The 18310-nt window shown below is 45.6% G+C and carries 15 protein-coding genes; 11 read left to right on the top strand and 4 right to left on the bottom strand.

Annotated features, from left to right (window positions below; genetic code table 11):
• The first annotated feature begins 518 nt into the window (after positions 1 to 518).
• The 5 genes from CGZ90_RS07465 (at position 519) to CGZ90_RS07445 (ending at position 5508) form a co-directional block, all read left to right on the top strand.
• Positions 519 to 1037: a PCYCGC domain-containing protein gene (locus tag CGZ90_RS07465; protein WP_240515366.1), complete on the top strand. Its 519-nt coding sequence runs from the start codon at positions 519 to 521 to the stop codon at positions 1035 to 1037.
• A gap of 245 nt (positions 1038 to 1282) precedes the next feature.
• Positions 1283 to 2026 (top strand): ABC transporter ATP-binding protein, encoded by a 744-nt coding sequence (locus CGZ90_RS07460; RefSeq protein ID WP_094251670.1) that lies wholly within the window; start codon positions 1283 to 1285, stop codon positions 2024 to 2026.
• A complete protein-coding gene (locus CGZ90_RS07455; RefSeq protein WP_094251669.1) occupies positions 2023 to 3240 on the top strand; it encodes an ABC transporter permease in 1218 nt (405 codons plus the stop codon). The genes CGZ90_RS07460 and CGZ90_RS07455 overlap by 4 nt, the downstream gene beginning before the upstream one ends.
• Positions 3241 to 3365: 125 nt before the next feature.
• Positions 3366 to 4724, top strand: a complete 1359-nt coding sequence (locus tag CGZ90_RS07450) for an FAD-binding oxidoreductase (protein WP_094251825.1) — start codon at positions 3366 to 3368, stop codon at positions 4722 to 4724.
• A gap of 49 nt (positions 4725 to 4773) precedes the next feature.
• A complete protein-coding gene (locus tag CGZ90_RS07445) occupies positions 4774 to 5508 on the top strand; it encodes an EcsC family protein (RefSeq protein WP_094251668.1) in 735 nt (244 codons plus the stop codon).
• A gap of 45 nt (positions 5509 to 5553) precedes the next feature.
• On the opposite strand, the gene CGZ90_RS07440 is transcribed toward CGZ90_RS07445, so the two are convergent.
• Complete coding sequence (locus tag CGZ90_RS07440; RefSeq protein ID WP_094251667.1) at positions 5554 to 5985, bottom strand: ferritin-like domain-containing protein; 432 nt, start codon at positions 5983 to 5985, stop codon at positions 5554 to 5556.
• A gap of 160 nt (positions 5986 to 6145) precedes the next feature.
• Between CGZ90_RS07440 and CGZ90_RS07435 the strand changes: the two genes are divergently transcribed.
• Positions 6146 to 6481 (top strand): DUF3243 domain-containing protein, encoded by a 336-nt coding sequence (locus CGZ90_RS07435; RefSeq protein ID WP_094251824.1) that lies wholly within the window; start codon positions 6146 to 6148, stop codon positions 6479 to 6481.
• A 136-nt stretch (positions 6482 to 6617) separates the two neighbouring features.
• Positions 6618 to 7304 (top strand): phosphatase PAP2 family protein, encoded by a 687-nt coding sequence (locus tag CGZ90_RS07430; RefSeq protein ID WP_165766797.1) that lies wholly within the window; start codon positions 6618 to 6620, stop codon positions 7302 to 7304.
• Here the strand turns inward: CGZ90_RS07430 and CGZ90_RS07425 are convergent.
• Together CGZ90_RS07425 and CGZ90_RS07420 are read right to left on the bottom strand one after the other, a co-directional pair.
• Positions 7301 to 8203, bottom strand: a complete 903-nt coding sequence (locus CGZ90_RS07425; protein WP_094251665.1) for a diacylglycerol/lipid kinase family protein — start codon at positions 8201 to 8203, stop codon at positions 7301 to 7303. The two genes, CGZ90_RS07430 and CGZ90_RS07425, sit on opposite strands and share 4 nt — an antisense overlap.
• Positions 8200 to 8688 carry an antibiotic biosynthesis monooxygenase family protein gene (locus tag CGZ90_RS07420; RefSeq protein ID WP_094251664.1) on the bottom strand — a complete coding sequence of 163 codons (489 nt, stop codon included), beginning with the start codon at positions 8686 to 8688 and terminating at the stop codon, positions 8200 to 8202. Before CGZ90_RS07420 ends, CGZ90_RS07425 begins: the two co-directional genes overlap by 4 nt.
• A gap of 158 nt (positions 8689 to 8846) precedes the next feature.
• Between CGZ90_RS07420 and CGZ90_RS07415 the strand changes: the two genes are divergently transcribed.
• Positions 8847 to 11117 (top strand): transglycosylase domain-containing protein, encoded by a 2271-nt coding sequence (locus CGZ90_RS07415; protein ID WP_094251663.1) that lies wholly within the window; start codon positions 8847 to 8849, stop codon positions 11115 to 11117.
• A gap of 141 nt (positions 11118 to 11258) precedes the next feature.
• Here CGZ90_RS07415 and CGZ90_RS07410 read toward each other — a convergent pair whose 3' ends face one another.
• Positions 11259 to 14468, bottom strand: a complete 3210-nt coding sequence (locus CGZ90_RS07410) for a M36 family metallopeptidase (RefSeq protein WP_094251823.1) — start codon at positions 14466 to 14468, stop codon at positions 11259 to 11261.
• Between the two features lie 382 nt (positions 14469 to 14850).
• Between CGZ90_RS07410 and hemE the strand changes: the two genes are divergently transcribed.
• The 3 genes from hemE to hemY are packed head-to-tail and all read left to right on the top strand — an operon-like array spanning position 14851 to position 18232.
• Positions 14851 to 15879 (top strand): uroporphyrinogen decarboxylase, encoded by a 1029-nt coding sequence (gene hemE / locus CGZ90_RS07405; protein ID WP_094251822.1) that lies wholly within the window; start codon positions 14851 to 14853, stop codon positions 15877 to 15879.
• Positions 15880 to 15884: 5 nt separating this feature from the next.
• Positions 15885 to 16826 carry a ferrochelatase gene (gene hemH, locus CGZ90_RS07400; protein ID WP_094251662.1) on the top strand — a complete coding sequence of 314 codons (942 nt, stop codon included), beginning with the start codon at positions 15885 to 15887 and terminating at the stop codon, positions 16824 to 16826.
• Positions 16827 to 16831: 5 nt separating this feature from the next.
• A complete protein-coding gene (gene hemY, locus CGZ90_RS07395) occupies positions 16832 to 18232 on the top strand; it encodes a protoporphyrinogen oxidase (protein WP_094251661.1) in 1401 nt (466 codons plus the stop codon).
• Positions 18233 to 18310: the final 78 nt, after the last annotated feature.

Raw genomic sequence — 18310 nt, 5'->3', positions numbered from 1 at the left:
CTCGAGGTCAAAAGGGCAAGTGCCCAATAAGTCAAAGAGCGACTTACCGGTCCCTTTCCCTTTTGCTTGTCGGGGCTGAACGAGCCGTTTCTGCTTTTCGCCACGCCCCGCGGAAAGCGTGCACCTGAAATGGAAATCAACGGCTTCTTTGATTTCTTACATTGCAACATTATTTGCGAACAAAAAGAAAAAGAGTCCTGCGCTAGACAGGACCCTTCTCCCTAAAGAGGTTAGAGAAGAAAGGAGTACGCTGTAACAATCAATCTGTTCTTTAATCATGCACCTCGATTTAATAAGAATATGCCGTCTCAAGCACATAATTGTCCAAGAGAACCATCTCCTTTAAGTCTGGTTATGACTAAAAACCTGATGTTAAGCAAAATCTCCCTGAAGAAGGGGGGATACCTTCTTCAAATATAGTGTGTCCACGAGAGTACTGCTTATACACCTTTATGGAAATGCAATGTAGTATTTAGTATGATGAATGTAATGTTTACTTAAAGTGGAGATGATGTAAGATGACGATAAAAGTCCATGGTGCTGCAATCATGATCGGAACGAGCCTGTTGCTCTCTGCATGTGGCAGTGCTGATCATGATAACAATGAAAACCATAAAAAACACGAAGCTCACGAATCTCATGAAGGTAAATTGTCTAATGGAGATGTAAGAGAGCTCACTGCTTCGGCGGAAACACTTCCTTCTTTTCTAAATGGAAAGCAGGAAGTGATCACAGCGGTTTACAAGGAGGTTCCGGCACATAAAGAATTGCTGGAGTCCATGCCATGCTATTGTGGATGCGGAGACTCTGCCGGCCATAAGAATAACTATGACTGCTTTGTTGCAGAAAACAAAGATAGCGGTGAAATTGTTTGGGATGATCACGGCACACGCTGTGGTACATGTCTTGAAATTGCGGCTGTCAGCATGAAACAGGCATCAGAAGGAAAGAGTGCACTTGAGATCCGTGATTATATTGATGAAACATACAAAGAAGGCTATGCCAAGCCAACGCCAACACCGATGCCAGAAGCGTAAGTGCTGAGATTAAAGGCCTGATGGCAATAACAGTCCCGAAAGAATAACTCCTTTCGGGGCTGTTTTATTCCGGATATTTATTGGGGTCCGGTACTCGAAAGATATGACTCAGTCAGCAGAAGGAGTTTAGGGAACGAGTACCGTACCCCACGATGGAATCCTCTGCACTGCAGCACGCTGATAAAATAGTGAAAAATTTGGTAGAATGTAGATAGATGATGACGTATAGCAAAGAAGGGATTAGGATGAAGCGAATTTTAGAAGTGAACGGGCTTAGCGGCGGTTATGTCCCTGAAAAGCCGGTAATCCATGATTTGAACTTTCATGTAGCATCAGGGGAGATTGTCGGTCTGATCGGATTAAATGGAGCAGGGAAAAGCACGACGATCAAGCATGTGCTCGGACTGATGGAGCCGATGAAAGGAACGGCTGCCATTGCGGGTAAAACGTTCCGTGAAGAACCCGATGAGTACAGAGGCTGTTTGTCATACATACCTGAAACGCCTGTGCTTTACGATGAACTCACATTGTGGGAGCATCTTGAACTCACAGCAATGGCATACGGTCTGGAGGAGAAAACATTTCTTCAGCGTGTCAGACCGCTGCTTGAAGAATTTCATATGGAAAATAAAATTAAATGGTTTCCGAGTGAGTTCTCAAAAGGGATGAAGCAAAAGGTGATGATCCTTTGTGCTTTGCTCGTAGAACCTGACTTATATGTGGTGGATGAGCCGTTTGTCGGATTGGACCCGATCGGCATCCAGTCGTTTCTTGATTATATGGTCCGCTTCCGCAATAACGGAGCGGGAATATTAATGTCGACTCATATCTTATCCACAGCCGAAAAATATTGCGACCGTTTTCTAATCATGCATAACGGACATATGGTGCTAAAAGGTACATTAAAGCAGCTTCAGGAGGAGACCGGATTGGCTGATGCTGGATTGGATGATATTTATCTGCTTGCAGCAAGAGGCGGCAAATTATGATGGATATGAAGAAAGTCTGGACAGTGAGACGCAATGACTACTTTACTGAGAGTCTCCGGTATTTCAGAGTCATGGCAAGCAGCGGGCTGATCGTGTCAATGTTCTTGCTGATCGTAATAGGCAGCATTTATTATGCAAAGCTGATTAAGATGCTTCCAGAGAATTTCCCGGCAGAACTGCTGCTGGCGGCTGTCTTTACTTACTGGCTCACTCGAAGTCCTGTCAGGACGCTGCTGAAAAAGGCGGACCTTGTGTTCTTGCTTCCGGTCGAATCGAGAATGAAGAATTATTTTTCTCATGCTCTGAAATACAGCCTTGCCGTTCAGCTGTTCACCACCCTGCTGCTGTTTACGCTGTTCTGGCCGCTTGTGCAAGCTTTTATTAGAGAAGACACAATGGGCTACTTGTGGTTTGCGATGTTCCTGCTCCTTTCCAAAGCATTCAATTTATATGTTTCCTGGGAAGAGCAGCGGCTGCCATATGCTAAGCAGAGGCGAGGTTATATGTTTTTAAGAGCCGCAGTGAACGCAGTCTATACTTTCTTGTTATTCCAGAATGCGTCATTCGTTTTTTTGGCGGCCCTGTTGGCAGTGATGTATGTGCTGAAAAATTTTGTTTTTGGCGTATTCAAAAAAATGCACGGCTACCAATGGGAGCACTTGCTGCAAAAAGAACATGTGATGCAGATGAAAGTGTACCGAGTCGCCAACCTTTTTACAGATGTGCCGGCTCTTCAGCAGACAATGACGCCTAGGCGCTGGCTGAACTGGCTCACTTCAGCACGATACAGTCCTGGTAAAGTTCTCGGAAACCTGTATATGAAGACGTTTGTGCGTGCGAACGATTATCTGCCCCTTTACATCCGGCTTATTTTGATTGGCTGGCTGTTCATTTATTTGATCCCTGATGGCTGGTGGCAGACGGCTGTTATACTCCTCTTTTTGCAGATGACCGCACTCCAGCTATGTGCTATTTTGCTGCACCATAAACGCAATGCTATGTTTGAATTGTATCCGATAAGATGGGACCAGAAAGTGAGCTCATTTGCATCTTGGCTTGGTATTATAACCGCGGTTCAGAGTGTGTTTTATGCTCTCTTTTATTTTGCTGAGGCAAGGGATGCGCTTGTTGCTCTTATCATCGCAGCAGCCGGGGTTGTCTATTCAAAGTGGTACGTCCCGGTTATGGTAAAAAAACAAGCGATCCATCACTAAACGCCGGCTCATGCCGGTGTTTTTTTACGTTAAGAAATGTATAAGTGTCAGCCAACTTTGCTTTAACGTTATTCTTATTCTTTTCATATGGTGCTAGTAACCAAGTGAAGAGGATGGATGAAAAAATGGGGAATGTAAAACTAACAGGCAGGATCGTTGTGCCAGGGGACAGTGATTACGAGCTTGCAAGGGAAGAGTTTAATACCCGCTACGATCTGTATCCGTGTGTGATTGTATTTTGTGAAGAAACTTGTGATGTGGTCAATGCGGTAAAATGGGCGAAGGAAAAGTGCGTCCCATTTCGTATCAGGACAGGTAGACATAGCTATGAGGCCTATTCGTCTCTCGATGACGGACTTGTTATAGATATTAGCGAGATGAAAAGCTTCCGTGTTTCAAAGGACAAGAAGCTGATTTCTGTTCAGGCAGGGGCTTTGCTGCTGCCGCTGTACACGGAACTGTATAAAAGAGGAGTCACGATACCAGGGGGAACCTGCCCCTCCGTAGGCTTGGCCGGATTATCACTCGGCGGCGGGTGGGGCATGCTTACACGGCAATATGGAATGCTGTGCGACACGCTTTTAGCATTAGAGATGGTTACAGCAGACGGTACGGTGGTATATGCTTCAGAAAAGAAAAACAGCGATCTGTTTTGGGCTTGCCGAGGCGGAGGAGGCAACAACTTTGGCATCGTGACAAAGTTTCTATTCCGTGCGATTCCTGTAAATAAAGTATCCATTTTTAAAATAGTATGGGACTGGAAAGGATTCAAACAGGTTGTAGATGCTTTTCAAAATTGGGCTCCGTTCACAGACAAAAAGCTTACGGGAATTCTTGATATTTACACAAAAGAAATAGGAGAGCTGAAGTCTCTTGGGGAGTACCTCGGACCTGAGGAGAAATTAAGAAAGCTTCTGAAGCCGCTGATCGAATCTTACCCAGCAAAAGAAGTGGTGATCCAGGAAGTGCCTTATATCGATGCAGTCAGAATTTTCGGCGGCTTGATGCCGGGAATGGAAGAGTATGATATCGGTCATGGTGATCCGGACGCACATCCTTTTAAAAATACAGGCGCGTTTGCAAATGAGCTTCTGCCTTCCGCGGGAATTAAAATCTTAAAGCATTTTCTTGCGAATTCTCCAAGCGTTGAAAACAAGGTGCAGCTTCAGGCACTTGCTGGAAACGTGATGAAGCAGAGTCCGGCTGATACTGCATATGTGCACAGGAAGGCACTTTTCAGCCTGCTGTATATTACAAAATGGCAGGAAAAAGAGGAAGCAAGGAAGAATGTCAAATGGGTGGAAAGGATGCGTGATGAATTGCTGCCTTTTGCTGAAGGAGCGTATGTCAATTTTCATGATAACTGTATCGAAAATTGGCTTGAGCAGGCATATGGAAGCAATCTTCCGCGGCTCAGGGAGATCAAGACAAAGTATGACCCAGAAAATGTGTTTACGTTTCCTCTTGGGATACCCCCGCTTTAAAAACTGCCTTCCTCCACGCCTTATGACAGGAAACTTTAGGAGTGGAAACATGAACCCGTATGAAGAACAAGTGCTTCTCGAACTGCAAACGTGGGAAAAATCAGTGTTAAAGCGGCCGACAATCTGGAACAAGTCCGCAAAGGCGCTTCAAACAAAGATAAATGAAAAAATACCTCAGAAGGTGCATGATGCTATAACAGCAGCCATTAAACATATGATTCGGGCGACGCTGGCTGGATCAGAATACACGACAAAAAAGGATGCGCTTCGAGGCAAAACATTATGGGAAAGAGATCATAAGCTGGACGACAGGCTCGGCTTTTACAGAAAAACGGCTGCACTTGAAGGAGCCGGTACTGGCGCTGGCGGCATTTTTCTCGGTTTGGCTGACTTTCCATTGCTGCTCGGGATCAAGATGAAGTTTTTATTCGAGGCAGCAAGCATTTACGGATGCAACATTTCTGACTACCGAGAACGCCTGTACATTTTATATGTATTTCAGCTGGCGTTCTCAAGCCCGATGAAAAAAGAAGAGAACTACGAAAGAATCGTGAACTGGCACAAAAAAGAAGCGTTGTATCCACCAGATGATTCGTTTCTTGAAAAGCTGGACTGGCAAAGCTTTCAGCAGGATTACCGTGATCATATTGATCTTATCAAGCTGCTGCAGATGGTCCCGGGAATTGGAGCTGTTGTAGGCGCTTATGCGAACTATAATTTTCTTGATGAGCTCGGAAAAACAGCTAAAAACTGTTATAGACGCAGGAGGCTGCTGGAGAAATAATAAAACGCCGCACGTAATACGTGCGGCGTTTGTTATATGTGTGTTTTAGAAACGGTTATCCTGAAGCAGACGGTCCATCTCTTCTTTGTGATTCGTTTCATCAGCGATCATGTCTTCAAGCTTTACGACAAGCTCTGTCATGTTCAGCTTTGATGCTTGTTCCTTTCTCTGTTCGTAGCGCTTAATCGTATCTACTTCGGCATTGCGCGCTTCTTCGAGCATCTCGCGAACATCTGTCAGCTGTTTAACTGGCTTCGGTGTTGTGGTCGGTGTTCCGCCGAGGGTTTTAATTTTTTCTGCTAAATAAAGAGCATGTCCCTGCTCATCCGAAATTTCACTTTGAAAGAAAGGCTTTAAAATCTGGCGGTACAGCCCTGAAACAGTCGCTGCGTTGTGGTTGTACATGATTACGGCAGAATATTCATTCGCTAGATCTTCATTTAATCCGTCAATAAGTGTTTGTAAGTCTTTGTCCATTTCATATAACCTCCTAATAAATCGTCTTCTTCATCTTTCCCGTTTTACAACGACAATAAACGAATTTTTTCCAATGTGCTAAAAAGGTTTAGTGACCTTGTATACGGGTTATACATGGTATGTACAACAGCAAAAAATACATTTTCAGGAGGAGATTTTACTGATGGAGAACAATCACATGATGACTAAAGATCAGGATGTAGACACTAGCAAAGTGGAAGAAACAGTAAGCCGAATGGATGAAGGGAAGAAGGATGAGATTTTATCCAACTTCAACGACTTTAAAAGCTATCTCCATAAAAGAGTCGCTCTTGGCGAGAAGTTAGGAATGGACGAAGAGGCACTGGCTAAGACAGCGGAAAAGGTGGCCGGATACTTGGCAGAGCATGAGGAGCCGCGCAATGCAGAAGAAAATCTTCTGAAGGAGCTCTGGAAAGTAGGAGATCAGGAGCAGCGCCACAAACTGGCTCACATGCTTGTTAATCTTGTAAAATAGTAATGCTCAGCTAGAGCTGGCCATGGCATCTCCTGAATAAGATGCTGGGGCCGGCTTTTTTATTGCTCAAAACATGTTCATTTTTTATTTTTACGGGAATTATAGCAATAAGAATGAAAACGGAAAGGTGTATGTGATGTTTAAACAATTGTTTAGAAAAATTCCGTTTCCGATTACTCCTGTTGTCATTATTCTGGTCGGTTTTTTAACGGCGCTTGGAGCGCTGAATTTATTTTTGGAGCTGTCAGAAGATGTAAGAGAGCAGGAGAAGATTGAAATCGACCAGCGTGTGATCGAGTGGACAAGCGGCGTCCGGGAACCAGTTGTAAACCATATCATGGTTGGAATAACGGAGCTAGGTTCTAAATATGCATTAGCCGGACTGCTTGTTGCAAGTCTTATCTGGCTGGGTGTCAAACGTAAAAATTATTGGGCGATGATCATGTTTCTAGTTGCATCTGCCGGCGGAGGTCTATTAAATCTTGCCTTAAAACACTGGTTCGAAAGGGATCGGCCGAATGCTTCCATCATTGAGGAGCTCGGCTACAGCTTTCCTTCTGGCCATGCAATGGGAAGCCTCATCTATTATGGCTTTCTTGGCTACCTTGTCGTCAGAAGCCAGAGATCCAGACAAGAAAAAACATTTTGGACCCTTTTCTTTTCTGTGGTAATTATATTAATTGGAATTAGCAGAATTTATTTAGGTGTTCATTATCCGACAGATATTGTAGCTGGCTATTCTGCCGGATTGTTATGGCTTTTCGTTTGTATCACTGCGCTTGAAGGATTGCTTTTTTACAACAAACGACGTTCCCGTATTTAAAAGGGAACGTCGCCTGTGTAAACTTCCAGATGCTGTTTTAAGCACGTTATCATGGAAGGTGTCTTATATTCTTTTTCTCCGTCACAATCAATATGCTGAACCGGTTCAGCATCAATCTTCAGCTGATCCGTCTGGAAGCTGAAGAACCCTTCTCCTTCAGGCAGATTTTCTGTAAATCGGGATTGAATGATCTCCCAGGCGATCTTAAGAGAAGGCTCTTTGATAAGCAGAACATCAAATTTTCCGTCCTGCAGATCGGCGTTAGGAAAGAAGGGCTTTATCCCCCCTGTAAAAGGACCGTTGGCGATCATGAGCATGGTTGCATCCCCGCTGTACTGGAAGTCAGGGCTGTTAATATTTAAATGGAACGGCTCCCACTGCTGCAATGTCTGGGCAGCTGACCAATAATACGAAAGCCTTCCGAATTTATCCTTCAGCTCGGGATCAATATTTTCTGAAACACTTGTAATCAGTCCGATGCCCCAGAAATTCATAAAATAATGGTCATTATTTTTTCCGGCATCCACTTTTCGCAGTCTTTTTTCGGCGATTTGCCGTGCTGCTTCCAAAGGATTCTGCTGCATACCGAGTGCACGTGAAAAATCGTTGCACGTTCCGCCTGGAAGGATCCCGAACAGTGGACGTTCTTCCATACCTGCAATGGCGTTGATGATATTGTAAATCGTCCCATCACCGCCTGCTCCAATAATAGTTCCTCCATCAGAACATGCCTCTTCAACGATCTGCTTGCAAGGAACCCCCTTGATGGTCTCCTTGATTGTTACAGCAGAAAAAGATTCCTGCAGGATTCTTTGAATTTCAGGCAGCTGTTCATGAAGAAGCTTGTTTCCAGCTTTAGGATTATGAATGATTACGGCATGATCACGCTGATTGTTCATGTTCGTTCAACTACATATTCTTTAACAAATGACGGACCAGTAAACAGATCCTGAGGCAACCCGCTCGATGTGCCGCGGTCTTTATGAGCATCGTGATATGCTTTTGACTGCTGCCAGGAAACAAAGCTTGCCTGCGAGTCCCATAGCGTCAAAACGATATATGGATCATTCGAAACAGGGCGTAATATTCGGATCGCATGAAAGCCCGGTTCATTGTCAACTAATCCTGCCCGGTTTTGAAAACGGTCTTCGAATCTGCTGCGCCCTTCTTCACTGACAGGAATATGGTTCATAACGGCAAACCCAGCGCCTTGCAGATCGCCTCTTTTATTTATGATTTCATAAGAATGATGTTCCTGGAATGGATTTTCCCCGTCGCTTTCATAAATCGCCGCAGCACTTGAATTTCCCTCTAAAAGCAGGCTGCCAGCCGGAATTTTCTCCTCTAAATATTCTTTCGTTCCATACGTTATGTACATAAACATCGTATCACCGCTTTCCTCTCGTTTTCTTATAGTTTTACCCCTGATAAAGTTCTGTTAAACAAGCAGGCTGGCAAGGGTTAAAGCTCTTTCATTTGGTGGAATAATTATATAAAATGAATTTCGGCACTTTTTGACAGATAAGGAAAGTAGGTTTTGCTATGGTAAAAGGTTGGCTGATTGCAGCCGGTGTTATTACCGCAACATTTATAGCTGGATTTTTTATTTATTTATTCATATTAATGGCTGGTGATTATGTAGTTGATGAAAAAGACTTAGTCCTTAACTCAGCCACCGTTCTTACCAACCATAATGGAGATGTCATCACAAAAATTTATGCGGAAAACAGGGAAGTTGTTTCGATCAAGGATATTCCGGAAGATGTCCGGAATGCGTTCGTTGCTGTAGAGGACGCTCGTTTTTACAAGCATCACGGACTTGATGTACGTGCGATCGGCAGGGCGTTGTATAAAGATATTCTTGCCGGCAGCAAAGTTGAGGGGGGCAGCACCATCACGCAGCAGCTTGCAAAAAATGTCTTTTTGTCACATGAAAAATCCTGGCTGAGGAAGACAAAGGAAGGCATCATTGCCATTAATCTTGAGCGGAAATATTCAAAAGACAAGATACTCGAGATGTACCTGAATCAGATTTACTTCGGACACGGAGCTTACGGCATCCAGTCCGCATCCAAAACGTATTTTAACAAAGATGTTCAAGATCTGTCCGTTGCTGAAGGAGCACTTCTGGCAGGACTTCCTAAAGCACCGTCGCATTATTCGCCTATCAAGCATCCGGAGGCGTCCAAGAAGCGCCGCAATCTTGTGATCGATCTGATGGAAAAGCATGATTTCCTGTCTCCAGCAGAGGCAGTGCGTGCGAAAGGAAGGGAAATCGCACTTGAGGTAGTCCAAGAAAAAAGCAACCCTGCATACTCTACGTATATTGATATGGTGATGGAGGAGGCGAAGAAAAAGTATCACCTCTCACGTGAAGAACTGCGTCAGGGAGGGTACAAAATCGTCGTACCTATGGATGTGAAAGCTCAGCAGCTCGTTTACAGCTCATTTCAGAATGCAACCTATTTTGTTGGAACAGGAGCCGCAGGCCCTGAAGGAGCTATGGTGCTGATCAATGGAAAAACGGGGGGCATTATCGCTGTGCAGGGCGGAAGAGAGCATGTGACTGAAGGGCTGAATCGTGTTGAAGTGAAGCAGCAGCCAGGTTCTGCTTTCAAACCAGTCGCTGTTTATGCGCCTGCGTTGGAAGAAAAAGAAGCCAAGCCTTACTCGCTGCTTAAAGACGAAGAACTCGATTTTAACGGCTATGCTCCAAAGAATTACAACGGTAAATACAAGGGCAAGATGTCCATGGTCGAAGCGGTAAGAGATTCTGCCAACATCCCGGCAGTCTGGCTGTTGAACGAACTAGGTGTAAAAAAATCAAAGACTTACTTAGAAGAGCAGGGCATGCCGATCGATGATAAAGGGCTTGGCATCGCACTCGGCGGACTTGATGACGGCGTGACACCGCTTCAGATGGCAAGTGCTTACCGTGCGTTTTATTTTGGCGGGAAAACCGTTGACACGCATGTGATCTCCAAAATTTACGATGCAAACGGCGAACTCGTTGGAAAATCAAAACAAAAGGAAAAAAAGGTATGGAGCAAACAGACCGCCTGGTACATGACACGGATGCTTCAGGAAGTCGTCAAACGCGGCACAGGCTCTGACGGGGAAGAGCGTATGGAGATCGCCGGCAAAACCGGTACGACTAATTTTGAAGCTGTGGAACGCGGCAACACGGATGCCTGGTTTGCCGGATATACCCCTGAGATCGTTGGGGCAGTATGGATCGGCTACGATCGGACGACGAAGGAGCAGTACTTGAACAGCGGCAGTTCGAAGGCAGTTTTGCTGTTTAAAAATGTTGTGAACCAGCTGCCGTCACAGCGGGGTCTTGTGTTCAAGAAGCCTGAGGATGTAAAGGATCTTGAACCTCCGATTGAGATGCCTGAGATCAACAGCCTGAAGGCCGAGTTTTCTGCCGGAGATTATGGCATGCCAGCAATCAAGCTGACATGGTCGCCTTCTTCCGATAAACGATTGCAGTACAAGATATATGCGGTGAATGACGGAGACGAAGAACATCTCGACACGGTCACGGGCAAAGGAGAATATATGGTGTCTGCAAAATTCTTGTTCAGCCTGCCTGACTTTTATATCGCACCATACAATCCGCAGACGAATCAGGAAGGGAAGCCGTCTAACCAAGTTTCCGTCAGTTTGTTCCCTGGCTTGTCGCAGAATGGCAGCAGTGGTGAAGCCAAGCACGTTTCAGCACCGGCTAAAAAGAAAGATGCCGGAAAGGCTAAGAAACATAGCGGCAAACCAAAGGGCGGGAAAGGCAAGAAGAAAAGCAAGAAGCATTAATTAACATTAGTATTTTATTTGATGTCCCAGAAAGCTGGAATGATGGCTTTTTGGGATTTTTATTTTTGAAGGAAAGGACATGAAATAACCTCCTGAAAATAAAAAAAGGGTGACTCGTTATCGAGACACCCCCATTTCATACTATTGTTCGATTGTCAGTTTAAATGGCACGTTGGCGCCTGAATAGAGGCCGACGTATGCATACACCGCGCCGCCTGGCACGATGCCAGATTCATCCGCAGCTGCAGTGGCGACCGATTTTATTAGCTGGAAATTTTTATCGTAAAAATATATATCCAGATCATACGATCCGTCACCAGGTCCTGCTGCGTTGAAGCTATGCAAGCCGTCACGGTACAATTCTGGAACGGTAACGACGAATCCGTCCGCGCCCTGTGAGGCGGGTTCAGGGTTTTGTGTGGCTGTGAACTCGTTTTGCGTCACGCTTCCGGTCGCGTCTGCGTCCGCCAGGCTGCCTATGCCTGTTGCGGCATTACCTGCTTGAATTGTTCCTTCAGCTGTGAACGGTGGAGTCACGACTGGAGGGAGCGGTTCAACTTTTGCCGATTTTGATGCGAAGACTTGCACTTCGGCAGCTTGAACGTAGCCGAGTGCATTATCCTGCGCGTTTTTAGCAACAAACTTTATAAACTTGGCCTGCACAGGAGAAGCGAGTGAGAATCCTTTATAGTGAAGATCAGGTGTCGCAGGCCGTGGTTTTCCTGCTTTAAAAGTACCTGTCTGGACTGGGGTCCAATTGCTGCCATCCTGTGAAACGTGAACCTCAAAATCTTTCAGTGCAGCAAAGCGTGCTTTGTCGATATCTTTAAACGCACTGACTTGGATGTAACTGACAGATACAGGCTTATCGCCAGCAAGGTCTACCACGAACTCAGAACCTTTGAAGCCATCTTCTTTTACGTTGGTTGCATAGACAGTGCCTTCTGTATCATCGAGTGCGTTCTTTGCCGGGTGCGAATCCGACTCATCAGAAGCGGATACGATCGTTGCTCCATTAGCGGAAGAGGCAAGATTCGGGCTTAAGCTGATTTTCTGCGAAAGTTTTTGACCTGCTGAAATTTTTACGTTTTCAAACGTTCTTGAACCAAATCCTCTCGCCTGAACTGTAATGTCGTATTCTCCAGAAACCATCGGAAGACTGAATCCGCCTTTTTCCGAAGTGACAGATGCGGCGCTCGTGCGCGCTTCATATTGACCGACGATAATACGCGCGCCTTCTACTGGCTTTCCAGTGTCACTGTTTATGATTTTTCCTGAGAATACCCCATTTTTAGTGGCTGAAGGATGATTATATGCTGGCTGAGGGTCAGTGTCATCCCCGCCTTTTGATGCAGCTGAATACCCGAGTCCGCGTTCTGCAAAAGCACTCCATAAGAGGTCAAAATGCTCGCCTCCATATCGCTCTTGATCAGCCGCGATGATCGCAGTGCGCATGTCAGCCATGGACGGGTCCGGAGCGGATAGTGGCATCGCGTCCATCACAAGGTGCTCGGCTGTTTTTTCGCCTTCTGCTTTTCCGAGTGCCGTAATAAGCTTTTCACGTACGTGCCAAAGGATGGCTGCCCAAATCTCTCCGTCGGCATGAACTTCTGGTCCGACAATGTCAAAACCGATATCACCAAACTGAAGCGGTGCCTCATCCAGCGCCCAGCTTCTAATGCCGCGCTCATTGTTGCCGGTCACATATGCTCCGACAACCGGGTCTTTTTGTAAGTTATTTTTTACAAGATAATGCATCCCGAACCAATCGCCCCAAGCTTCGCCCATGGATCCTGCCTGATGGCTGTTTAGTGATTCACCGCCAGCTACATAACGGTTAGACAGGGCATGGCTGTATTCGTGGTAGATAATGCCGGCGTCATAATCGCCATCTGCATAGTTTCCTTCGAAGGCACCAGGGATGGGTTCCCATAAAAACATTCCGCTCCACGCGGCAACTCCGTCCGGGAGCGTCAGCATGTAGGCATTGTCTCGTCCCGTATACGTCGGCTCGCCGCCAGATGCGGCACCCGCCTGCACAAGTCCGAGAATTGGGTCGCCGTCAACGCCTCCCTTGCCGAAATTCGCTGCTTGCAGGTTGCCGGCAGCTTCGTTCCATCCTAGTTTATAAAAATAATCATGAAACAAATTGTGATGATAAAACAGGTTAGTCGTCGCACTATAGACGTCCTCAGCATAAGAAGGGGGGGCAATTTCTCCTTGTGTGCTGTTCCACGCATTTTTAAACGGATATTTATATTGTCCGAGCGGATTCACCGGTCTGACGAGCCCGGCACCTTCAGGGACGAGGAAATTGCTCCAGTTCGCATACGTGTCCGCGTTGTTCCCGACAGTCGTGACACCAGTGTTCACCCCAGGGGTGAGCCATCCGTTAGGGGATGCTGCAGGATCGCCGCTGAACGATTTGACAGTCTGATAGCCTCCGGATGCTGATCCTGGATAATTCTCAAAGATGGTTCCTTCGCTGTCTAAGTATTGAACGAGAGAACGTTCAAAAAGGGTCTCGCCAGTCACCGCATCTACGACCACTTCTTTACCTTTGTTCAGCTTTTCGATAAACAGCACGCGGTATGCTGGGCGCACGGTGTCACCCGATAAAAAGACCGATTTTTTTACACGCTGGACAGTCGGAAGCTGATCTCCGCCGGCAAACTCCTCCCAGCCATTTTTTGTTCCTGTTAGAGAGGGAGAATAAGAAAGGTTCGGCAAGTGTGTGGTGACAACTTTTAAAAGGGCGTCCTTGCTTGAGAGTTTATGAGCCTCACTTAAGGCTGCCCCTCTTGATGCGTTTGAGCTGACGGAAAGAACTTTGCCGTCTTTTGTGACGGAAACTATGATTCTTCCGCCGTTTGCCGATTGAATACCTGAGAACTGCTGCTGAAAAACGACTGCTGACAAGCCAGAGCCGGGGATAGAATTTTCTTTTATAACAGAAAGCTTGTCGACCGCAGCTTCAGACAGTCCGAAAACCGCAGCATTCTCCTTCATCCAGTTTCGAGCAGCTGTCTCGGCATTATAAGATGACGGACCACTTAAATAGCCTTTTTCTTTAGTAATGAATGAGGGAGTGCCGAAAAGAGGATTCCATTGTACTCTTGTGCCGCTCCCAAGCTTCTTTACTAGGTTAGAAGCTGCAGTGATCTGTTCTTTTTTTGGCATGAGAGCAGCTGCCGATTTTCTGACGTCAAATCCTGTTTCTTCTTTGTGGTCATGCATGTTCGTTGTCTGAACAGATGTATGAGGTTCAGCAAAAACATTTAATGGCACTGCAGCACCTGCTAAGAGCTGTGCAGCAAGGACAATTGAAGCCGACTTCTTTAACCCTTTCATTTTCGCCACTCCCTTGATTGAATTTTCAGATACCTTTTCCATCATTAAACAATCTTAAATTTTTGACTTCAATACACTAAAGCGAAAATATAACTTTCTCTGCGCAAAAATATTCTTAAGTAATAGACCGTTATATTACTTAAGTAGTGGTTTGTGACAGGAAAAATGGCCTGGATATCTAGAATGGGAAAGTAGAATCCGTTACACCTTCGCGAAATTATGTTGTAGCGGACCTCTAACCGCATTAGGCGTCCAATTTCTTCAATTTCTTGAACATTGGTGCGGCAAGGTATACTTTTCTTATGAATTCCCTTACAATGTGTATGGATATTGACATTGAGCGTTATTTGCCAGTTGTAGAAAGGTGTGTTCCGTAGTGACTATGAACCAAGAATTTTTAAAAGCGTGCCGTAAAGAAAAGAATGCGTTTGTACCTGTTTGGTACATGAGACAAGCTGGACGTTCTCAGCCTGAGTACCGCAAGATTAAGGAAAAATATTCTCTGTTTGAGATCACTCATCAGCCTGAGCTTTGCGCACAGGTAACGAAGCTTCCTGTTGACCAGCACGGTGTGGATGCAGCGATTCTCTACAAAGATATCATGTCTCCGATCCCTGCTATGGGGCTGGACGTTGAGATTAAATCAGGTATTGGTCCGGTCATTGACCAGCCAGTGCGGACGAGAGAAGATGTTGAGCGTCTTGGGAAAATTAATCCAGAGCAGGATGTGCCTTATGTGCTTGATACAATCAAGATTCTTCGTACACAGCTCGATGTGCCTTTGATTACTTTCGGAGGGGCGCCCTTCACGCTGGCAAGTTATATGATTGAAGGCGGACCTTCGCGCGATTACCACAATACTAAGGCAATGATGTACTCAGACCCGGAAACTTGGTTCATGCTGATGGATAAGCTTGGTGACATGACGGTAACCTATGCGAAAGCTCAAATTGCGGCAGGAGCGCAGGCATTCCAAATTTTCGACTCTTGGGTTGGTGCCCTGAACGCTGCTGATTACAGGAAATATATTAGACCCGTTATGCACCGCATCTTCTCTGAACTGAGAGAAGAAGGAGTGCCCCTTATCTTATACGGAACAGGTGCACGTCACTTGATCATGGAATGGAACGACCTTCCGATTGATGTAATTGGGCTTGACTGGAGAATCTCACCTCGTGAAGCGCGTCAAATGGGTGTTACGAAAGCATTGCAGGGTAACTTGGATCCTTCCATTCTTTTAGCACCATGGGAAGTGATCGAACAGCGTGCGAAAGAAATCCTTGATGAAGGAATGGAAGAGCCAGGGTTTATCTTTAACGTAGGAAAGGGTATTTTCCCTCAAGTGGATATCGCGGTTCTTAAAAAGCTGACATCGTTTATTCATGACTACTCTTCAAAAAAACTGGGGTGACTCAAATGACAAAGATAAAGACTGGACTCCTTGTTATGGCTTACGGAACGCCTAGGAGCCTAGCGGAGGTTGAACCGTATTATACACATATCCGCCGCGGCAGAAAGCCTTCGCCAGAACAGCTTGCAGAGCTGACTGAGCGCTATGAAATGATCGGCGGAATATCTCCGCTCGCCAAAATTACGGAAGAACAGGCGCAAAAACTGGAAGAATACTTAAACAAGCAATTCACAGACCGCGAGTTTAAAAGCTATCTCGGATTAAAGCATATCGATCCTTTTATCGAAGACGCTGTCCAGTCAATGAAAGAAGACGGCATATCAGAAGCTGTAAGTCTCGTACTGGCTCCTCACTATTCAACATTCAGCGTGAAATCCTATAATGGGCGCGCTGCAGAGGAAACCGCTAATATTGGCGGACCTGAGATCACATCCGTAGACAGCTGGTATGATGAGCCTGGCTATATTGCTTATTGGACAAAAGAGATTCAAAAGGTGATGGCAGGAATTCCTGAGGATGAGCGCAGCGAAACTGTGGTAATCTTTTCGGCGCACAGTCTGCCTGAGAAAATACTGCAGATGGGTGATCCATATCCGCAGCAGCTTCAGGAAACAGCGGACTTAATTGCGAAAGAAGCTGGCATCGATAACTACACAATCGGGTGGCAGAGCGCGGGCAACACTCCTGACCCATGGATCGGACCGGATGTGCAGGATCTGACAAGGGATCTTTATGAAGAGCATGGCTATAAACATTTTGTTTACTGCCCTGTCGGCTTTGTTGCAGACCATCTTGAAGTACTTTATGACAATGACTATGAATGCAAAGTCGTGACTGACGAGCTTGGCGTGAATTACCACCGTCCGCCGATGCCGAACGCTAGACCGGAGTTTATTGAAACGCTGGCAGAAGTCGTTAAGAAAGCACTAAATAAAGAAGGTAAGTGATTGCGATGGACAACAGGAAGCATGTCATCATTGCAGGCGGCGGCATAACGGGTTTAGCCGCTGCCTTTTTTCTTCAGGAAGAAGCACAGAAATCTGGCAGACAGATCACTTTTACGGTCGTTGAAGGAAGCAGCAGGCTTGGAGGCAAGATAGAAACGTTTGAGAAGGACGGATTCGTTATTGAACGCGGACCAGACTCTTATCTTGCCCGGAAGTCAATAATGACTGAGCTGATTGAAAAAGTCGGTCTGAAGGATGATATTGTGCCGAACAATACAGGTCAAGCTTATATTCTTCACGGAGAAAAGCTTCATCCGATTCCTGAAGGTGCCGTGATGGGGATTCCGACTAAGCTAAGGCCGTTCATTACTACCGGTCTATTTTCTTGGCCAGGCAAGCTTCGGGCTGGTATTGATCTTGTTATGCCAAAACGAAAAAATGCGGATGAAGATATTTCTGTCGGTCATTTTTTCAAAAGACGCTTGGGACACGAGGCGGTCGAACGTTTAATCGAACCGCTGCTGTCAGGTATTTATGCGGGTGATATAGATAAAATCAGCTTACAGTCAACCTTTCCCCAATTTGCAGAGACTGAGGAAAAATCCCGCAGCTTAATTTTAGGAATGAAACAATCACAGCCTAAATCGTCTGGAAAGCCAAAGAAAGCAGCTCAGTTCCGTACATTGAAGCATGGTTTATCATCGTTTGTAGAAGCATTAGCTAACTCTATTCCTAAAAATCAAGTATGGCTCGAGAAAAAAGTAGTGAACGTAGAAAAAGGTGAGAATGAAAAGCTTCATGCACTGCTGGATGATGGGACCGTCATCACTGGTGATAATGTTATTCTCACCACTCCGTACGCGATAACGAAAACACTTCTTCCAGAGACTGTATTTCCAGAAGGGTTTCATGAGACGATTCCTACTTCGGTGGCCACGGTCGCTATGGCCTTCCCAGAAGAGAGCATTACGTTTAAGCATGAGGGAACTGGTTTTGTTATTGCCCGCAGCGAGGATTATACGATGACAGCTTGTACATGGACTAACCGGAAATGGCCCCATACGGTACCGGACGGAAAAGTACTGATCCGCTGTTATGTTGGAAGAGCGGATGATCAGGAAATCGTTTTTGAAGACGATGAAGAAATATTGAGGCGTGTGCTCATCGATCTGGAAAGATCGATGGGAATAACAGCAAAACCTGAATTTTATCTTGTTTCAAGACTCGTGCAGTCAATGCCTCAATATGATGTAGGACATAAAGAGAAAGTCGCAGAACTGAGAGACAATCTGCAGCATAATATGCCAGGCGTTCATGTTGCTGGTGCTCCTTATGACGGTGTCGGGCTTCCTGATTGCATTGCGTCTGCAAAAATGACAGTTAACAAAATATTGGAGAACCACTAACGGCAAATCTTGATAGATTTGTCGTTTTTTTGCACGTTTTGACGAAAAATTTTGGTATACTATGTTAGATAAAATGAA

Origin of the sequence: Fictibacillus aquaticus, from assembly GCF_002245695.1 — a bacterium.
GTDB classification, from domain to species: Bacteria; Bacillota; Bacilli; order Bacillales; family Fictibacillaceae; genus Fictibacillus; species Fictibacillus aquaticus.
Note: the sequence above shows the minus strand (reverse complement) of the source record. Positions and strands in the feature narration are given on the sequence as shown.

Coding starts and splice junctions, on each gene's coding strand:
- hemE (WP_094251822.1), top strand. CDS start 14,851: ATGAACCAAGAATTTTTAAAAGCGTGCCGTAAAGAAAAGAATGCGTTT.
- hemY (WP_094251661.1), top strand. CDS start 16,832: ATGGACAACAGGAAGCATGTCATCATTGCAGGCGGCGGCATAACGGGT.
- hemH (WP_094251662.1), top strand. CDS start 15,885: ATGACAAAGATAAAGACTGGACTCCTTGTTATGGCTTACGGAACGCCT.
- CGZ90_RS07455 (WP_094251669.1), top strand. CDS start 2,023: ATGATGGATATGAAGAAAGTCTGGACAGTGAGACGCAATGACTACTTT.
- CGZ90_RS07450 (WP_094251825.1), top strand. CDS start 3,366: ATGGGGAATGTAAAACTAACAGGCAGGATCGTTGTGCCAGGGGACAGT.
- CGZ90_RS07415 (WP_094251663.1), top strand. CDS start 8,847: ATGGTAAAAGGTTGGCTGATTGCAGCCGGTGTTATTACCGCAACATTT.
- CGZ90_RS07460 (WP_094251670.1), top strand. CDS start 1,283: ATGAAGCGAATTTTAGAAGTGAACGGGCTTAGCGGCGGTTATGTCCCT.
- CGZ90_RS07410 (WP_094251823.1), bottom strand. CDS start 14,468: ATGAAAGGGTTAAAGAAGTCGGCTTCAATTGTCCTTGCTGCACAGCTC.
- CGZ90_RS07440 (WP_094251667.1), bottom strand. CDS start 5,985: ATGGACAAAGACTTACAAACACTTATTGACGGATTAAATGAAGATCTA.
- CGZ90_RS07430 (WP_165766797.1), top strand. CDS start 6,618: ATGTTTAAACAATTGTTTAGAAAAATTCCGTTTCCGATTACTCCTGTT.
- CGZ90_RS07420 (WP_094251664.1), bottom strand. CDS start 8,688: ATGTTTATGTACATAACGTATGGAACGAAAGAATATTTAGAGGAGAAA.
- CGZ90_RS07445 (WP_094251668.1), top strand. CDS start 4,774: ATGAACCCGTATGAAGAACAAGTGCTTCTCGAACTGCAAACGTGGGAA.
- CGZ90_RS07425 (WP_094251665.1), bottom strand. CDS start 8,203: ATGAACAATCAGCGTGATCATGCCGTAATCATTCATAATCCTAAAGCT.
- CGZ90_RS07465 (WP_240515366.1), top strand. CDS start 519: ATGACGATAAAAGTCCATGGTGCTGCAATCATGATCGGAACGAGCCTG.